Annotated in this window: 14 protein-coding genes and 1 pseudogene; 8 read left to right on the forward strand and 7 right to left on the reverse strand. The window is 63.9% G+C overall.

Annotated elements, in window-relative coordinates:
* Window positions 1-46: 46 nt before the first annotated feature.
* The 4 genes from bglX (at window position 47) to LOY22_RS21330 (ending at window position 6,988) form a co-directional block, all read left to right on the forward strand.
* Complete coding sequence (bglX, locus tag LOY22_RS21315) at window positions 47-2,338, forward strand: beta-glucosidase BglX (RefSeq protein WP_213603376.1); 2,292 nt, start codon at window positions 47-49, stop codon at window positions 2,336-2,338.
* 60 nt (window positions 2,339-2,398) lie between these two features.
* Window positions 2,399-4,156, forward strand: a complete 1,758-nt coding sequence (locus LOY22_RS21320; protein WP_093379981.1) for an ATP-binding protein — start codon at window positions 2,399-2,401, stop codon at window positions 4,154-4,156.
* On the forward strand, window positions 4,150-5,484 hold the full coding sequence (locus tag LOY22_RS21325) for a sigma-54 dependent transcriptional regulator (protein ID WP_258594719.1): 1,335 nt from the start codon (window positions 4,150-4,152) through the stop codon (window positions 5,482-5,484). The genes LOY22_RS21320 and LOY22_RS21325 overlap by 7 nt, the downstream gene beginning before the upstream one ends.
* 184 nt (window positions 5,485-5,668) lie before the next feature.
* The gene (locus LOY22_RS21330) at window positions 5,669-6,988 is read left to right on the forward strand and encodes an MFS transporter (protein ID WP_045197546.1); all 1,320 of its coding nucleotides are present in this window, start codon (window positions 5,669-5,671) and stop codon (window positions 6,986-6,988) included.
* Between the two features lie 69 nt (window positions 6,989-7,057).
* Here LOY22_RS21330 and LOY22_RS21335 read toward each other — a convergent pair whose 3' ends face one another.
* Complete coding sequence (locus LOY22_RS21335) at window positions 7,058-7,813, reverse strand: hypothetical protein (protein WP_195884919.1); 756 nt, start codon at window positions 7,811-7,813, stop codon at window positions 7,058-7,060.
* A gap of 322 nt (window positions 7,814-8,135) precedes the next feature.
* Here LOY22_RS21335 and LOY22_RS21340 point away from each other — a divergent pair.
* Together LOY22_RS21340 and LOY22_RS21345 are read left to right on the forward strand one after the other, a co-directional pair.
* A pseudogene (locus tag LOY22_RS21340) lies at window positions 8,136-8,381 on the forward strand (hypothetical protein); the annotation flags it as partial.
* A gap of 116 nt (window positions 8,382-8,497) precedes the next feature.
* Window positions 8,498-9,109, forward strand: coding sequence for a flavin reductase family protein (locus LOY22_RS21345; RefSeq protein ID WP_195884920.1), 612 nt, complete (start codon window positions 8,498-8,500; stop codon window positions 9,107-9,109).
* On the opposite strand, the gene LOY22_RS21350 is transcribed toward LOY22_RS21345, so the two are convergent.
* The gene (locus LOY22_RS21350) at window positions 9,099-9,341 is read right to left on the reverse strand and encodes a hypothetical protein (protein ID WP_213603373.1); all 243 of its coding nucleotides are present in this window, start codon (window positions 9,339-9,341) and stop codon (window positions 9,099-9,101) included. The two genes, LOY22_RS21345 and LOY22_RS21350, sit on opposite strands and share 11 nt — an antisense overlap.
* A 38-nt stretch (window positions 9,342-9,379) precedes the next feature.
* Window positions 9,380-9,688, reverse strand: coding sequence for an antibiotic biosynthesis monooxygenase family protein (locus LOY22_RS21355; protein WP_045197535.1), 309 nt, complete (start codon window positions 9,686-9,688; stop codon window positions 9,380-9,382).
* 203 nt (window positions 9,689-9,891) lie between these two features.
* On the opposite strand from LOY22_RS21355, the gene LOY22_RS21360 reads away from it, so the two are divergent.
* Complete coding sequence (locus tag LOY22_RS21360) at window positions 9,892-10,821, forward strand: AraC family transcriptional regulator (RefSeq protein ID WP_045197533.1); 930 nt, start codon at window positions 9,892-9,894, stop codon at window positions 10,819-10,821.
* Between the two features lie 45 nt (window positions 10,822-10,866).
* Here LOY22_RS21360 and LOY22_RS21365 read toward each other — a convergent pair whose 3' ends face one another.
* Window positions 10,867-12,300 (reverse strand): aldehyde dehydrogenase family protein, encoded by a 1,434-nt coding sequence (locus tag LOY22_RS21365; RefSeq protein ID WP_258594725.1) that lies wholly within the window; start codon window positions 12,298-12,300, stop codon window positions 10,867-10,869.
* Window positions 12,297-13,934: a 5-guanidino-2-oxopentanoate decarboxylase gene (locus tag LOY22_RS21370; protein ID WP_258594727.1), complete on the reverse strand. Its 1,638-nt coding sequence runs from the start codon at window positions 13,932-13,934 to the stop codon at window positions 12,297-12,299. Before LOY22_RS21370 ends, LOY22_RS21365 begins: the two co-directional genes overlap by 4 nt.
* 113 nt (window positions 13,935-14,047) lie before the next feature.
* Between LOY22_RS21370 and LOY22_RS21375 the strand changes: the two genes are divergently transcribed.
* Window positions 14,048-14,929: a LysR substrate-binding domain-containing protein gene (locus LOY22_RS21375; protein ID WP_213603367.1), complete on the forward strand. Its 882-nt coding sequence runs from the start codon at window positions 14,048-14,050 to the stop codon at window positions 14,927-14,929.
* On the opposite strand, the gene LOY22_RS21380 is transcribed toward LOY22_RS21375, so the two are convergent.
* Both LOY22_RS21380 and LOY22_RS21385 read right to left on the reverse strand, forming a co-directional pair.
* Window positions 14,923-15,537: an NAD(P)-dependent oxidoreductase gene (locus LOY22_RS21380; RefSeq protein WP_045197520.1), complete on the reverse strand. Its 615-nt coding sequence runs from the start codon at window positions 15,535-15,537 to the stop codon at window positions 14,923-14,925. The genes LOY22_RS21375 and LOY22_RS21380 overlap by 7 nt on opposite strands.
* Window positions 15,538-15,567: 30 nt before the next feature.
* On the reverse strand, window positions 15,568-16,449 hold the full coding sequence (locus LOY22_RS21385) for an MBL fold metallo-hydrolase (protein ID WP_258594729.1): 882 nt from the start codon (window positions 16,447-16,449) through the stop codon (window positions 15,568-15,570).
* Window positions 16,450-16,537 lie beyond the last annotated feature (88 nt).

The following is a 16,537-nucleotide window of genomic DNA, read 5'->3' on the forward strand; positions in this document are numbered from 1 at the left end:
GGCAGTATCACCGTGAATACTGCCGCAAGCCTTGAGAACAGAATTCATGAACAAGCTGTGTTTGCTGGGTCTGGTTGTCAGCCTGGCCAGTCAATCGGCCTTTGCCGACACCTCTGCCGCCCCGCTGCAGGACAAACAGGCGTTCATCGCCAACCTGATCAAGCAGATGACCCTGGATGAAAAGATCGGCCAGTTGCGCCTGATCAGCATCGGCCCGGAAATGCCCCGCGAGATGATCCGCAAGGAAATCGCTGCCGGCCGCATCGGCGGTACCTTCAACTCGATCACCCGCGCAGAAAACCGGCCGATGCAGGATGCCGCCGCCAAGAGCCGGCTGAAGATCCCGATGTTCTTCGCCTACGACGTGATCCACGGCCACCGCACGATCTTCCCGATCAGCCTGGGCCTGGCCGCCAGCTGGGACATGGAAGCGATCGCCAAGGTTGGCCGGGTGTCCGCCGCCGAGGCCGCCTCCGACGGCATCGACATGACCTTCGCACCGATGGTCGACATCGCCCGCGACCCGCGCTGGGGCCGTACCAGTGAAGGCTTCGGCGAAGACACCTACCTGGTCTCGCGCATCTCCAAGGTGATGGTCGAATCCTTCCAGGGCCCGAGCCCGGCGGCGGCAACCAGCCTGATGGCCGCGGTCAAGCACTTCGCCCTGTACGGCGCGGTGGAAGGCGGGCGCGACTACAACACGGTCGACATGAGCCCGACCAAGATGTTCAACGACTACCTGCCACCCTACCGCGCCGCCATCGATGCCGGCGCCGGCGGGGTCATGGTGGCGCTGAACTCGATCAACGGCGTTCCGGCGACCTCCAACACCTGGTTGATGAACGACCTGCTGCGCAAGGACTGGGGCTTCAAAGGCGTGACCGTCAGCGACCACGGGGCGATCACCGAGCTGGTGCGTCACGGTGTCGCCCGCGATGGCCGCGAAGCCGCCAAGCTGGCGATCAAGGCCGGCATCGACCTGAGCATGAACGACTCGCTGTACGGCGAAGAGCTGGCCAGCCTGCTCAAGGCCGGTGAAATCCAGCAGGCCGATATCGACAACGCCGTGCGCGAAGTGCTCGGCGCCAAGTACGACATGGGCCTGTTCGAAGACCCCTACCGGCGCATCGGCAAGGCCAGCGACGACCCGGCCGACACCTATGCCGACAGCCGCCTGCACCGCGCCGAGGCCCGTGACGTCGCGCGCCGCAGCCTGGTCTTGCTGGAAAACCGCCAGCAGACCCTGCCGCTGGCAAAAGCCGGCACCATCGCCCTGGTCGGCCCGCTGGCCGATGCCCCGATCGACATGATGGGCAGCTGGGCCGCCGCCGGCCGCCCGCAGCAATCGATCACTGTGCGCGAAGGCATGCGCCAGGCGCTCGGTGACAAGGCCAAGGTGATCTACGCCAAAGGCTCCAACGTCACCCACGACAAGGCCATCCTCGACTACCTGAACTTCCTCAACTTCGATGCCCCGGAAATCATCGACGATCCGCGCCCTGCCGCGGTGCTGATCGATGAAGCGGTCAAGGCTGCCAGGCAGTCCGACGTGGTGGTGGCGGTGGTGGGCGAGTCCCGTGGCATGTCCCACGAATCGTCCAGCCGCACCACCCTGGAAATCCCCGCCGCCCAGCGCGAGCTGATCAAGGCCCTGAAAGCCACCGGCAAACCGCTGGTGCTGGTGCTGATGAACGGCCGGCCGCTGTCGCTGGCCTGGGAACGCGAGCAGGCCGATGCGATTCTGGAAACCTGGTTCAGCGGCACCGAAGGCGGCAACGCCATTGCCGACGTGCTGTTCGGCGACTACAACCCGTCGGGCAAGCTGGCGATCACCTTCCCGCGCTCGGTCGGGCAGATCCCGATGTACTACAACCACCTGAGCATCGGCCGCCCGTTCACCCCAGGCAAGCCAGGCAACTACACCTCGCAGTACTTTGAAGAGCCAAACGGCCCGCTGTACCCCTTCGGCTACGGCCTGAGCTACAGCGACTTCAGCCTGGCGAACCTGAAGCTTTCGAGCAAGACGGTCAAACAGGGCCAGGACCTGGAAGCCAGCATCGTGGTCAAGAACACCGGCAAGCGTGATGGCGAAACCGTGGTGCAGCTGTACCTGCAGGACGTCACCGCGTCCATGAGCCGCCCGGTCAAGGAGCTGAAGAACTTCCAGAAAGTCATGCTCAAGGCTGGCGAAGAACGCACCCTGCGCTTCACCATCAAAGCCGACGACCTGAAGTTCTACAACGGCCAGCTGCAATGGGCGGCGGAACCGGGCGAGTTCCGGGTCCAGGTCGGCCTCGATTCGCAGGCCGTGCAACAACAGAGCTTCGAGCTGCTGTAACAACGTTGCCATGCTCCAAGGGAAGGCCAGGAGGCCTTCCCCACTGCCGGGACTTGCACCATGCCTTCTTCCTTTCGCGCCCTGCGTCTGGGCCTGATTCTGTTCTTCATTCTTGCCGGTACCCTGCTGACCGCAGGCTGGGCCATGCACCATGCCAAGCGCCAGTCGATGGTCGAGGATGCCCGCCGGGCCAATGAGCAACTGGGGCTGTATGCCACGTCGCTGCACACCCTGATCGAGCGCTACCGCGCCTTGCCCGCCGTGCTGGCACTCGACCCGGAACTGATCAGCGCCTTGCGCGGGCCAGTCGCAGGCCCGGTGCAGGACGCCCTGAACCGCAAACTGGAACGCATCAACGGCGCGGCCAATTCCTCGACCCTGGAACTGCTCGACCGCACCGGCCTGGCCGTGGCCGCCAGCAACTGGCGCCTGCCCAGCACCTATGTCGGCTCCAACTATGGCTTTCGCCCGTACTTCAAGCAGACCCGCAGCCAGGGCAGCGGCCGCTTCTATGCGGTGGGCGTGACCAGCGGCGTGCCGGGGTATTTCTTGTCCAGTGCCGTGCATGATGAAAACAGCCGCTTTCTCGGCGCCATGGTGGTCAAGCTGGAGTTCCCCGAGCTTGAGCGCGAATGGCGCCAGGGCAGCGATATCCTCCTGGTCAGCGACGCCCGCGGGATCATCTTCATCGCCAACCAGGACGGCTGGCGCTACCGCGAACTGCAACCATTGAGCAGCGCCGACCGCGCGGAACTGGCCGCTACCCGCCAGTACGACAAGCAACCGCTGGTGCCATTGCAGCACCATATCCTCAGCAGCTTCGACGCCAACAGCCACCTGATGCGCGTGCAGGGCCCCGAGGGCAGCACCGATTACCTGTGGGAAAGCCTGCCGCTGGAGGCCGAAGGCTGGACCCTGCACCTGCTGCGCAAGCCGCAGGTCAGCGATGACGGGCGCAACGCCGCGCTGGCCGCCGCTGCCGTGTGGCTAAGCCTGGTGTTCGCCCTGTTGTTCATCAGCCAGCGCCTGCGCCTGGCGCGCTTGCGCCAACGCAGCCGCGAAGAGCTCGAACGCCTGGTCGAGGCCCGCACCCGCGACCTGCGCACCGCCCAGGAAGGCCTGGTGCAATCGGCCAAACTGGCGGCGCTGGGGCAGATGTCGGCGGCCCTGGCCCACGAAATCAACCAACCCTTGACCACCCAGCGCATGCAACTGGCAACCCTGCGCCTGCTGCTCGACAACCAGCGCCTGGACGAAGCGCGCCAGGCCCTGGAGCCGCTGGAGCAGATGCTGACGCGCATGGCGGCGCTCACCGGGCACCTGAAGACCTTCGCCCGCAACAGCCCCAGCGGCCTGCGCGAACGCCTGGACCTGGCCACCGTGGTCGACCAGGCGCTGCAGTTGCTCGATGCGCGGATCCGCGCCGAAGACGTCAGCGTCGCCCTGTACCTGGCCCGCCCGGCCTGGGTGCGCGGCGATGCGATCCGCCTTGAGCAGGTGCTGATCAACCTGCTGCGCAACGCCCTGGATGCCATGGCCGAAAAGAGCTACAAACGCCTTGAGGTGCGCATCGATGCCGAGCAGGAGCACTGGCGCCTGAGCGTGCTCGACAGCGGTGGCGGTATCCCCGCCGAACACCTGGGCAGTGTCTTCGACCCGTTCTTCACCACCAAGCCGGTGGGCGAAGGATTGGGCCTGGGCCTGGCGATTTCCTATGGCATCATTCACGAAGCCGGTGGCCGCCTGCAGGTTGAAAACCAGCCCGGCGGCGCCCGTTTCAGCCTGACCCTGCCTATGGACCCGGAACCTGCATGTTGAACTCAGTAATGGTCGTCGACGATGAAGCCAGCATCCGCACCGCCGTAGAGCAGTGGCTGAGCCTGTCGGGCTTCAACGTGCAACTGTTCAGCCGCGCCGAAGACTGCCTTGAGCAACTGCCCGGGCACTTCCCCGGGGTGATCCTCAGTGACGTGCGCATGCCAGGGATGGACGGCCTGCAGTTGCTTGGAAAGCTGCAGGCCAGCGATGCCGACCTGCCGGTGATTCTGCTCACCGGGCACGGCGATGTGCCGATGGCGGTCGAGGCCATGCGCAACGGCGCCTACGACTTTCTGGAAAAACCCTTCAGCCCCGAAGCCCTGCTCGGCAGCCTGCGCCGCGCCCTGGAAAAACGCCAGCTGGTGCTGGAGAACCGCCGCCTGCATGAGCAGGCCGATTTCAAGGTGCGCCTGGAGGCGAACCTGCTGGGTGTGTCCCTGGGCATGCAGCAGTTGCGCAAGCAGGTGCTGGACCTCGCCAGCCTGCCGGTCAATGTGCTGATTCGCGGCGAAACCGGCAGCGGCAAGGAGCAGGTCGCACGCTGCCTGCACGACTTCGGCCCGCGCGCCGGCAAGCCTTTCGTTGCCCTCAACTGCGCGGCAATCCCCGAGCAGTTGTTCGAAGCCGAGCTGTTCGGCCATGAAAGCGGCGCCTTCACCGGCGCCCAGGGCAAGCGCATCGGCAAGCTTGAATACGCCAACGGCGGCACGGTGTTCCTCGACGAAATCGAAAGCATGCCGCTGGCCCAGCAGGCCAAGCTGCTGCGCGTGCTGCAGGAGCAGAAGCTCGAACGCCTGGGCGCCAACCAGAGCATCAGCGTCAACCTGCGGATCATCGCCGCAACCAAGCCCGACCTGCTCGAAGAAGCCCGCGCCGGACGCTTTCGCGAAGACCTCGCGTACCGCCTGAACGTCGCCGAGTTGCGCCTGGCGCCGTTGCGCGAGCGCCGTGAAGACATTCCGCTGCTGTTCAACCACTTCGCCCGCCTGGCCGCCGAGCGCGTTGGCCGCAGTGCGCCGCTACTCAGTGGCGCGCACCTGGGCAAGCTGCTGGGGCACGACTGGCCGGGCAACGTCCGTGAACTGGCCAACGCCGCCGAACGCCATGCCCTGGGCCTGGGCGAGCCGGCAGCGGCGCCCATCGAAGCCGGGCAGTCGCTGGCCGCCCAGCAGGAGGCCTTCGAGGCCCAGTGCCTGCGCGCCGCCTTGAGCCGGCACAAGGGCGAGATCAAGGCGGTCATGGAAGAGCTGCAACTGCCGCGGCGCACCCTCAACGAGAAGATGCAACGCCACGGCCTGTTGCGTGAAGATTTTCTCGGCCCTGCTTGATCGAAACGCCGATCAACATAAGCGGATTTTCGCCGACCCACCCGTTTGAATAGGCGGATTTCCGCTCACCACATCCATACAACCCTTCTAGACCGGGCTTCCAGCACCTGGCACAGCTTCTGCTATAGCCCTGGCAGGCTGCGTTTCGGCGCGCTCCACAAAAACAACTATGAAGGTCCCTTCGATGGATAACTCCACCACCCTGCCCGCCGGGGCGGCCGTTGCGCCCGCCGCGGAAAAAACCACCCGAAGCCGACTCAAGTCGATTTTCAGCGGTTCGATCGGCAACATGGTCGAATGGTACGACTGGTACGTTTACGCCGCGTTTTCCCTGTACTTCGCCAAAGCCTTCTTCCCTGCTGGCGACACCACTGCCCAGTTGCTCAACACCGCTGCGATCTTCGCCGTGGGCTTTTTGATGCGCCCGATCGGCGGCTGGCTGATGGGTATCTACGCCGACCGCAAGGGCCGCAAGGCCGCACTGATGGCCTCGGTACTGCTGATGTGCGCAGGCTCGCTGGTCATCGCCCTGACCCCGGGTTATGAAACCATCGGCGTCGCCGCACCGGTACTGCTGGTCATCGCCCGCCTGATGCAAGGCCTGTCGGTAGGCGGTGAGTACGGCACCTCCGCCACCTACCTCAGCGAGATGGCCACCAAGGAACGCCGTGGCTTCTTCTCCAGCTTCCAGTACGTGACGCTGATCTCCGGCCAGCTCATCGCCCTGGCGGTGCTGATCATCCTGCAGCAGACCCTGACCACCGAGCAGCTGTATGCCTGGGGCTGGCGCGTACCCTTCGTGATCGGCGCACTGTGTGCGGTGGTTGCCCTGTACCTGCGTCGCGGCATGGAAGAAACCGCCTCCTTCACCAAGAAGGAAAAGTCCAAGGAAAGCCTGATGCGCACCCTGATGCGCCATCCGAAAGAGCTGGCTACCGTGGTCGGCCTGACCATGGGCGGTACCCTGGCCTTCTACACCTATACCACCTACATGCAGAAGTACCTGGTGAACACGGTGGGCATGAGCATCTCCGACTCGACCACCATTTCGGCGGCCACCCTGTTCCTGTTCATGTGCCTGCAGCCGGTCATCGGCAGCCTCTCCGACAAGATCGGCCGACGCCCGATCCTGATCGCCTTCGGCGTGCTCGGCACCCTGTGCACGGTCCCGATCCTGACCACCCTGCACACCATCGAAACCTGGTGGGGCGCGTTCTTCCTGATCATGGCGGCGCTGATCATCGTCAGCGGCTACACCTCGATCAACGCCGTGGTCAAAGCCGAGCTGTTCCCGACCGAAATCCGCGCCCTGGGCGTTGGCCTGCCGTACGCCCTGACCGTGTCGATCTTCGGCGGTACCGCTGAATACGTCGCGCTGTGGTTCAAGAGCATCGGCATGGAGACCGGCTATTACTGGTATGTGACTGCCTGTATCGCCTGCTCGTTGCTGGTGTATGTGTTCATGAAGGACACCCGCAAGCATTCGCGGATCACCACTGACTGACAGCCAACTTTGCGCTGTAAATGAAAAGGGGCGTCCAGCAATGGACGCCCCTTTTTTGCATGACCCGGTTCAGGACAACTCGGCCAGCGCCTGGCGCTGATTGCGATTGTTGTAGTAATAGGCCAGGCCGATCATCGCCAGCAAGATACCGCCCAATACCGCCGATGAGCCTACCGTGCCGAAGTCCAGGCCGCCCTTTTCATGGGGTTTGGTGAGGAAGTCGCCCAGGGTCGCACCAAAGGGCCGGGTCAGCACGAAGGCGATCCAGAACAACACCACGCCGGACAGCCGGGTCCAGTACCGGGCCACTACCACCAGGGCAATGGCACTGCCGATCAGCAAGGCGCCACCGGCAAAGCCCAGGCCCGAATCGTCTGCCAGGTAGTCGCCCAGCGCCGTGCCCAGGGTGTTGGAGAACAGGATCGCCACCCAGTAAAACAGCTCGCCCTTGCGCGTCTTGATGTGATTGACGTTGAGCGGATTGCCGCTCAGGCGCCAGAGGGCAAAGGTCAGCAACAGAATGCCGATCAGGATCGCCGAGCCGGTGGCGTAGCCCAGGCCCAGCGTGCGGTCCATGAAGTCGGACATGGTCGTGCCGGCGGTGCTGGTAGAAAGGATTACCAGCCAGTACAGCACTGGGTGGTAGGCCCTGGAAAACAGTTGGGTGACCAGGGTGGCGAGAAACACGCTGATCAGGATCAGCGAGCTCATGGCGTAGCCCACGTTCAATGTCATTGAAAGCAGGTCGCCGGCGGTCTCGCCGAGGGTGGTGGCGCAGATCTTCATGACCCAGAAGGCCAAGGTGATCTGGGGGAGTTTATTCATCGGGTAGCGCTCCAGTGTCAGGTGCGGCAGAGACTGCGCAAGCGCCGATGAAAAATCGGTAGTGGGCTGATGAAAAAAGTGTTTTGGCCGGTTTAACGACTGATTAATCCTGGGGGGGCATTGTTCACCCATGGGAGATCGGGTTGCCTGCATCGCGGGTCAAGCCCGCTCCCACAGGTGCGCGATAAAGGCGGGACTGTCGCCAAACACATCTAGTTATTCGATTTTTATACGCTATTTTTTGCGCTTTTTAATCAATTTAATCGGCGTAGCATTAAACCCATAGAAACAAACAACCCCTCACCACCTCGGAGCAACGACCATGAAAAGCAAACTGATCCTGACCCTGGCCTTCTCGGTACTGGCTGCCAACGCATTCGCCGAAGACGGCTTCGACCGCACCAACGGCCACAACTTCAGCGCCGTGCAAAGCCAGTCGGCCACTTATGCAGAAGATGGTTTCGATCGCACCGGCGCGGCCAAATTTGCCGAAGACGGTTTCGATCGCACTGGCGGCGCCAAATTCGCTGAAGACGGCTTCGATCGCACTCAGGCCCACCGCATCAGCTAACCCCTGCTGCGACGCAGTCAGCCCGGCTTCGGCCGGGCTTAGTCATTTTCAGCAAGGCCAAGCCTTGGCACACTAGAGGCTTACTCACAGGGAAGGCCTTCGGGCCAGCGCAGATGTATTACTACGAACCGGCAAAAGGCCACGGCCTGCCCCACGATCCGTTCAATGCCATCGTCGGCCCCCGCCCGATTGGCTGGATTTCCTCCCAGGACGCCGAAGGTCGCCTGAACCTTGCGCCCTACAGCTTCTTCAACGCCTTCAACTACATTCCGCCGATCATTGGTTTTTCCAGCGTCGGGCGTAAAGACAGCCTGAACAACATCGAGCAGACCGGCGAGTTCGCCTGGAACCTGGCCACCCTGCCGCTGGCCGAGGCCATGAACCAGAGCTGCGCTGCGGTTGCGCCGCAGGTCGACGAGTTCGCCCTGAGCGGGCTGACGCCCGTCGCGTCAAAGGTGATTGCGGTGCCGCGGGTGCAAGAAAGCCCGGTGTCGTTCGAGTGCAAGGTGACCCAGATCATCCAGCTGCAAAGTGCCGACCAGGCATTGGTGCCTAGCTGGCTGGTGCTGGGTGAAGTGGTGGCGGTGCATATCGCCGAGCACCTGCTCAAGGACGGTATCTACGATACCGCTGCGGGCCAGCCGATCCTGCGTGGCGGCGGCCCGGCGGATTACTTCGAGCTGGGCAACCTGTTCAAAATGGCCCGCCCGCAGGTCAACAGCTGAGTTGCCAGACCAGCTCGGCGTCGTCATCGACGCCCTGCAGGCGTTCAAGTTCGGCGCAGGCTGCTTCATCAGCGGCCAATGCGGTCTTGAAGGTCTGCTCCAGCAAGACCTTGTGAAAGCGCGGCGCCCCGGAGGCGCCCAGGCCTTTGACGGCGATGGCGGCGTGGTAGCCGTCGTCGCCGCGCACGGCTGCCGATACTGCTTCGAACTGCGAAAATTCTTTACGTGCCATGTGCCTTGAATCCACATCAATTGCCGAAAGCCGCCATTCTAACCTGCAGATGGTTCGCCGAAGGTATGCAGGTCGAGGCTGTCGACCACCCGCGCCTGTACCAACTCGCCGAACAGCTCGAGGGTCGGTGAAGCGAAGTAGCCACTCATCGATTGCTGATCGCGCCAGAAGCCGCTGAGCAGCCACAGGTCGGCGTCGGCCTGGGAGCGTTGCAGGCTGAATTTCAGGCAGCCGGGGGCCTGGCGCGAGGGTTCCAGCAGATCACGCAGGCGCTCGCCCAGTTCGTCTGAACGACCACTGCTGGCGCGGATAAAAGCAAGGTGGGTGACCGATTGTGCCGAGGTCATGAGCGTTTCTCCATGTGCAGCCAGATGAAATTGCCAGGCTGCACAGGTTAGGCCACGCGCCTGCGCGGCGGTTAGGCGATTCCTGTCGAGCGCTTGCCTGATCCTGCGCGCCTTGCAGGATCAGGCAAGCAGGCGGCAGCTTTCGACTAGCGCCGTGGCTTGCACAAACCTATCCTGCAGTCGTTCTCCGAGGAATCGCTCCCATGTCCGCTACCGACCCCAACCGCTTGATCCTCGACCCTGCCCTGGAGCGCCAGCGCCAGGAGCTGGCGGATCTTATCCAGCGCCATGCACCACGCCAGGCTGGCGTCGAGTCGGCGGTTGAAGACCTGTTTCTGGTGCGCTACGAAGAAAGCGTGCGCTCCATGCCGGCCCTGGCGGAGCCTGCGCTGTGCATCCTGGCCCATGGCAGCAAGGAGGTGTGCCTGGGCGACGAGCGCTATATGTACGACCCGTTGCATTACATGGTGGTGTCGGTGGCACTACCGATCAGCGGCGTGCTGCTCGAGGCCAGCCCGGAAAACCCCAGCCTGGGCGTGCGCCTGAACATCGACCCGGCGCAGATCAACAACCTGCTGGCCGATGCCGGCCCGCTGGGCGTACCGAGCTTGCCGTCGGGGCGCGGGCTGTATGTGGAACGGACCGATCCGCTGTTGCTCGATGCGTTGCTGCGGCTGATTCGTTTGCTCGATTCACCCAAGGACATCCCGATCCTCGCACCGCTGATCCAGCGCGAGATTCTCTATCGGCTGCTACGAGGCCCGCAGGGTTACCGGCTGTATGAAATCGCCATGGCCAACAGCCAGACCCACCGGGTGTGCCAGGCCATCGAATGGCTCAACCAGCACTTTGATCGGCCATTGCGCATCGACGAACTGGCGCGCGAGGTCAACCTCAGTACTTCGACCCTGCATCACCGGTTCAAGGCAGTGACGTCCATGAGCCCGTTGCAGTACCAGAAGCAGTTGCGCCTGCAGGAAGCGCGGCGGCTGATGCTTAATGACGGGCTGGAGGCGGCAGTGGCGGGTTATCGCGTGGGCTATGAAAGCCCATCGCAGTTCAGCCGCGAGTACAGCCGCTTGTATGGGGCGCCGCCGGTGCGCGACCTGGCAAGGTTGCGCAGCGCGCTCTAGATAGCTATCGCGGGTGCGACGACTCGACTTGACCCGCGATGAAGCCTACACCGCCCTGACTACGTGCTTGATCTCCTGAAACGCACTTAAGCCCCAAGGCCCCAGCTCCCGTCCCAGGCTGCTCTGCTTGTAGCCACCCCAGGCCGTCTGCGGGAAAATCACTTGCGGCGCGTTGATCCACACCAGCCCTGCCTGCAAGGCATTGGCGACCCGTTCAGCCGCCTGCAAGTCCCGGCTGAGTACACTGGCCACCAAGCCGAACTCGGTATCGTTGGCCAGCGCCAGCGCCTCGGCTTCGGTGGCAAACGAGCGCACACACAGCACCGGACCGAAGATTTCCTCTCGCCACAAGGCGCTGTCCAGTGGCACCTCGGTGAACACCGTCGGGCTGACAAAATAGCCGCAAGGCAGCTGCGCCGGCCGTGAGCCGCCACACAGCAACTGCGCCCCTGCTTGCAGGCCTGCGGCGATATGCGCCTGCACCCTTTGGTACTGGGCCTGGTTGACCAGCGGCCCCATTTCGCTGTCGCCGCTGAACGGCTCGCCGACGCGAATCCCTTCGGCGCGGGCCTTCAGGGCATCGATAAATGCCGGGTACAGGGCTTCGGCGACCAGCACCCGGCTGGTCGCTGAACACATCTGCCCGGCATTGAAGAAGCCACCAAGGCAAGCCAGCTCCACTGCCAGTTCGAGGTCGGCGTCCTCGAGCACCAGCAACGGCGACTTGCCGCCCAGCTCAAGGCTCACGCCCTTGACCGTTTCCGCCGCGCGCTGCATGACCTGCACACCCACCGCATTGCTGCCGGTGAAGGAAATCTTGGCAACACGCGGATCGGCCGCCAGCGGCGCGCCCACTGCAAGGCCAGTACCACAGACCAGGTTGAACACCCCGTGCGGTAGCCCCGCTTCGGCGATGATTGCCGCCAGTTCCAGCTCGGCCAGCGGCGTGACTTCCGACGGTTTGAGCACCACGCAGCAGCCGGCCGCCAGGGCTGGCGCGAGCTTCCAGGCGGTAGTGACCATGGGGAAGTTCCACGGCACGATCAAGCCGACCACGCCGCACGGTTCACGGCGCACCCGGGCGACAAAGTCTTCGCTGGGCAGCGCCACCGAGCGGTCACGCCCGAGGTTATCGGCGAGTTCCGCGTAATAGCGGAAAGTGGCGACGACATCATCGACATCGATATGGGCTTCAGCCAGCGGCTTGCCGTTGTTGCTGGCTTGCAACTGCACCAGGCGCTCGCGGCGCGCTTCGACGCCCTCGGCAATGGCCCGCAAGATCGCCGCACGGGTCGGCCCGCTGGAGGTGGACCACTCAACAAACGCAGCCTGGGCAGCCAGCGTTGCCCGTTCGACGGCTTCAGCGTCACCCCCGGCAACTTCCGCCAGCATCTGCTCGTTGCTCGGGTTGATTACCGCCAGCGCTTGCGGGCCATGCTGCCAGACGCCTTCGATATAGATGCCAGGCAGCTTGATCATGCGGGCACCGCCTGCATCCAGGTGGCCTGGTCGATTTCGATCAGGCTCGGGCCTTTGCGATCGCAAGCCTGGCGCAAGGCTTCACGCAACTGGGCAAGGTCACCCACCGATTCGGCGCTGCAGCCCAGGGCCTTGGCCACGCCAATAAAGTCAGGGGTGTAGATGTCGACACCGACCGGTTCGATGGCGCGGTTGACCATGTAGCGCTTGATCTCTTCGTAGCCCTGGTTGTTCCACAACAGCACGATCAGCGGCACCTGCGCCTCACGGGCACTGGCCAGCTCCGGCAGGGTGAACTGCAAGCCACCGTCACCGATCAGGCACACCACCGGCGCGCGCTCGGCCGCCACTTCAGCGCTACCCAGCCAGGCGCCCATGGCTGCCGGCAGGGCGTAACCGAGGGTACCGTAGCCGGTCGAGGCGTTGAACCAACGCCGCGGTTGGTCCATGTCCAGAGTCAGGTTGCCGGTGTACACCGGCTGTGTCGAATCGCCGACCAGCACTGCGCCGGGCAGGGTTTCGAGGAGGGTTGTGAGCATGCGCGTCTGGCTGCGCATCGGCAGGTCGCGCTCGGCTTGCAGCACCTCACGCAGGTGCGCGGCACGGGCCGCACCCCATTCGGCGCCGCGCACCGGGGCCGGTTGCTCGGCCAGGGCGACCAGCAGGGCCTGGGTGGCGATGGTCGAATCGGCGACCAAAGCGACCTTCGGCGGGTAGTTGCGCACGGTCTGGTCGGGGTCGATGTCGATGCGCAGCAGCTCACCGGGGATCTCGAAACCGCCCTTGAAGGTCACGTCGTAGTCGGTCTCGGCAAGCTCGGTACCGATCGCCAGCACCACATCGGCCTCGGCGACCAGGGCGCGGGTGGCCACCAGCGACTGGGTCGAGCCGATCTGCAGCGGGTGGCTGGCCGGCAGTACGCCCTTGGCGTTGATGGTCAGCGCTACCGGGGCCTGCAGGTATTCAGCCAGGCGAGTCAGCGCGGCGCTGGCGTCAATGGCGCCACCTCCGGCGAGAATCAGTGGCCGCCGGGCGGCAGCGAGCATGGCGGCCATTTGCGCAACCGGCGCAGGCGCGGCGCCAGCACGGGCGATGCGCACCGGGGCACAGGCCAGCAGGTGATCGGCGTCTTCGACCAGTACATCCAGCGGAATCTCGATATGCACCGGGCGTGGCCGGGCGCCATCGAACACGGCAAAGGCACGGGCCAGCACCGACGGCAGGTCATCGGCGCTCATCAGCGTGTGGGAAAACGCCGCCACACCGGCCACCAGGTTGCCCTGCGCCGGCAACTCGTGCAGCTTGCCGCGCCCACCACCCAGCTGGTCGCGCGACTGCACGCTGGAGATCACCAGCATCGGGATCGAATCGGCATAGGCCTGGCCCATGGCGGTGGTGATGTTGGTCATGCCCGGGCCGGTGATGATGAAGCACACACCCGGCTTGCCACGGGTACGGGCATAGCCGTCAGCCATGAAACCGGCGCCTTGCTCGTGGCGCGGAGTGATGTGGCGGATGCTCGAGCCTGCCAGCCCGCGATAGAGTTCCACGGTATGCACGCCGGGAATTCCAAAGACATGGTCTACGCCATAGCCTTCAAGGAGTTTGACCAGTACTTCGCCGCAAGTCGCCATGATCGTGTGCCTGTAATTGTTCGGGAAACAGCCTGTATTGGACCGCCCGACGGCTACCTGCACAATGCAAAAAAGCTCATACTAGCCATGTTCCCAAGTCATGGCTCAAGCTGATGAAACGCCTGCCTCCATTGCCTGCGCTGCACACCTTTCTGGTCACCGCCCAGTGCTGCAACTTCACCCGCGCCGCGCAATTGCTGCACATCACCCAGGGTGCGGTGAGCCGGCAGATTGCCGGCCTTGAAGAGCACCTGGGTTATCCGCTGTTCCTGCGTCAGGCCCGCGGCCTGAGCCTGACCCGCGAAGGCCAGGACTGGCTGCCGCGGGTGCAGCAGGTGTTCGCCCTGATCGAGGAAGGCGTGCAGCAGGTCGGGGCGCGCAGTACCACCTTGCAGCTCAAAGCCCCGACCTGCGTGATGCGCTGGCTGCTGCCACGGCTGATGGAATGGCAGGCGCTGCGCCCGGACGTGCCGGTGGAGCTGACCACCACGGTGCAGCACGGGGTGGATTTTCGTCGGGAAGTGTTCGATGCGGCGGTGGTCTATGGCGCCCGGCCCAACCATGGCCTACAGACCCAGAAGCTCTTTGATGAACAACTGACGCCGGTGTGCGCGCCGCAACTGCTGAGCGGCGCCCTGCCCTTGCAACAGGTCGCCGACCTTGATCAGCACATGCTCCTGCACCCGACCCGCGACCAGCGCGACTGGAATGCCTGGCTCGATGCCGCCGGGGCGAACCTGCCCCGGCAGGGCAAGGGCCAGCATTTCGAAACCCTGGACATGGCCATGTCCATGGCCTCTCAGGGCACCGGGGTGGCCATCGGCGACTGGTCGCTGATCGGTGATGACCTCAAGTGCGGACGGCTGGTGATGCCGTTCCCGCTCAAGGTCAGCACTGGCCAGGCCTATTACCTGGTGCGACCGCAAGGGTCGGCTTCAGCGGCTTTGCTGGAGCTGCTCGCCTGGTTGTGCGAGCAGGCCCAGGTGCCTCAGTAACCGACGGTGAAGCGCTGGCGCGAGTGTGCCGGTTTCTCTACTTCATCGAGCATGGCGATAGCGTAGTCGGCAAAGCTGATCCAGCTCTTGCCGTCGGCGCCGATCAGCAGGTGATCCTTGCCCAGTTTGTAAGCGCCGCGGCGCTCACCTTCGACGAACTCGGCCGAAGGCGAGAGGAAGCTCCAGTCCAGTTCCTGTTCCTGACGCAGAGTGTCAAGGTAGTGGCCGCCGGCGGTGGCTTCAGCCTTGTAGGCCTCGGGAAAGTCCGGGCTGTCTATGACCTTGTGCCCCGACGGCAGCAACAGGCTGCCGGCCCCGCCTACTACCAGCAGGCGCTTGACCCCGGCGCGCTTGACCGGCTCGATGATGGCCTGCGGCTTGATGCTGGAAAAGTGTGCGGCGCTCAGTACCACGTCGTGGCCAGCGACTGCCTGTTCAAGGGCGGCGGCATCGCTGACGTCCAGCGCCACGCTTTTCACCCTCTCACGCCCCTGCAGTTTCGACGGGTCTCGGGCAATGGCGGTAACGCTGTGGCCGCGGCGCAGGGCCTCTTCCAGCAACTGGCTGCCAGCACGGCCGGTAGCCCCAATGATTGCGATCTTGCTCATGGACATTCTCCAGTCAGGATTGAACAACGCTTACCACTTCATCTCGCCCTTGGCGACCTTGGCGCCGAGCTCCAGCGAGCTCTCTTCGCCCAGGTCCGGGTAACGTTTTTTCATCGCCGCGATCAGTTCGGCGGCGTTGCCAGCCTTGGCGGTTTCTTCGTCGAAGGCCCGGATATAGTCCGCAGTGAACTGCACCGCCTTGAGCGAACGGCTGCTCTGGCCCAGGTAGTGGCCAGGAATCACGGTGTCGGGCTTGAGCTGCTCGATACGCTTGAGGGTCGCCAGCCAGTCCTTGTGCGATTGCGCCGACTGCGTGTCGGCCATCCACACGTGCAGGTTCTCGGCGACTACCACGCCACCGACCACCGCCTTGATCGACGGAATCCACACGAAACTGCGGTCCGGTTGCGGGCCGTCGAGGCCAACCACTTGCAGGCGCTGGCCTTCAAGCTTGAGCTCGGTACCTTGCAGCACTTGCGGCACGATCAGCTTCGCCGGCTTGTCGGCGCCCATCTGCGGGCCCCAGTAGGCCAGCTTGCCATCCATGGTCTGCTTGATATGGGCGACGGTCGCCGCCGAGGCCACGACTTTGGCCTTGGGGTAGGCGTCGGTCAGGGTCTGCAGGCCGAAGTAGTAGTCCGGGTCACCGTGGCTGATATAGATATTGGTCAGTTGCTTGCCGCTCGCTTGCAGCTTGGCCAGTACCTGTTCGGCCTGGGCCTTGCCGAACTGGGCGTCAACGAGGATGGCGTCATGCTTGCCGCTGACGATCACCGAACTGACCGGAAACAGGGCATTGCTACCCGGATTGTAGACATCCAGGTTCAGCGGCTCGGCGGCCGAAGCCTGGGCCATGACCCCAAGGGTGGCAAAGGCGAGCAACAAGCGGCGCAGGGAGAACGAACGAGGCATCAAGGTGATTCCTGTGAAGTGGGCAATGAGCAACAGCTTAGTTGCACGATCCGTCACAAAAAATGCGATGCTTAGGATTAGTTTGTTT

This window comes from Pseudomonas sp. B21-035 (assembly GCF_024748945.1).
Lineage (GTDB): Bacteria > Pseudomonadota > Gammaproteobacteria > Pseudomonadales > Pseudomonadaceae > Aquipseudomonas.

Coding starts and splice junctions, on each gene's coding strand:
- bglX (WP_213603376.1), top strand. CDS start 47: ATGAACAAGCTGTGTTTGCTGGGTCTGGTTGTCAGCCTGGCCAGTCAA.
- LOY22_RS21385 (WP_258594729.1), bottom strand. CDS start 16,449: ATGCCTCGTTCGTTCTCCCTGCGCCGCTTGTTGCTCGCCTTTGCCACC.
- LOY22_RS21375 (WP_213603367.1), top strand. CDS start 14,048: ATGAAACGCCTGCCTCCATTGCCTGCGCTGCACACCTTTCTGGTCACC.
- LOY22_RS21345 (WP_195884920.1), top strand. CDS start 8,498: ATGTATTACTACGAACCGGCAAAAGGCCACGGCCTGCCCCACGATCCG.
- LOY22_RS21355 (WP_045197535.1), bottom strand. CDS start 9,688: ATGACCTCGGCACAATCGGTCACCCACCTTGCTTTTATCCGCGCCAGC.
- LOY22_RS21370 (WP_258594727.1), bottom strand. CDS start 13,934: ATGGCGACTTGCGGCGAAGTACTGGTCAAACTCCTTGAAGGCTATGGC.
- LOY22_RS21365 (WP_258594725.1), bottom strand. CDS start 12,300: ATGATCAAGCTGCCTGGCATCTATATCGAAGGCGTCTGGCAGCATGGC.
- LOY22_RS21325 (WP_258594719.1), top strand. CDS start 4,150: ATGTTGAACTCAGTAATGGTCGTCGACGATGAAGCCAGCATCCGCACC.
- LOY22_RS21335 (WP_195884919.1), bottom strand. CDS start 7,813: ATGAATAAACTCCCCCAGATCACCTTGGCCTTCTGGGTCATGAAGATC.
- LOY22_RS21360 (WP_045197533.1), top strand. CDS start 9,892: ATGTCCGCTACCGACCCCAACCGCTTGATCCTCGACCCTGCCCTGGAG.
- LOY22_RS21380 (WP_045197520.1), bottom strand. CDS start 15,537: ATGAGCAAGATCGCAATCATTGGGGCTACCGGCCGTGCTGGCAGCCAG.
- LOY22_RS21350 (WP_213603373.1), bottom strand. CDS start 9,341: ATGGCACGTAAAGAATTTTCGCAGTTCGAAGCAGTATCGGCAGCCGTG.
- LOY22_RS21320 (WP_093379981.1), top strand. CDS start 2,399: ATGCCTTCTTCCTTTCGCGCCCTGCGTCTGGGCCTGATTCTGTTCTTC.
- LOY22_RS21330 (WP_045197546.1), top strand. CDS start 5,669: ATGGATAACTCCACCACCCTGCCCGCCGGGGCGGCCGTTGCGCCCGCC.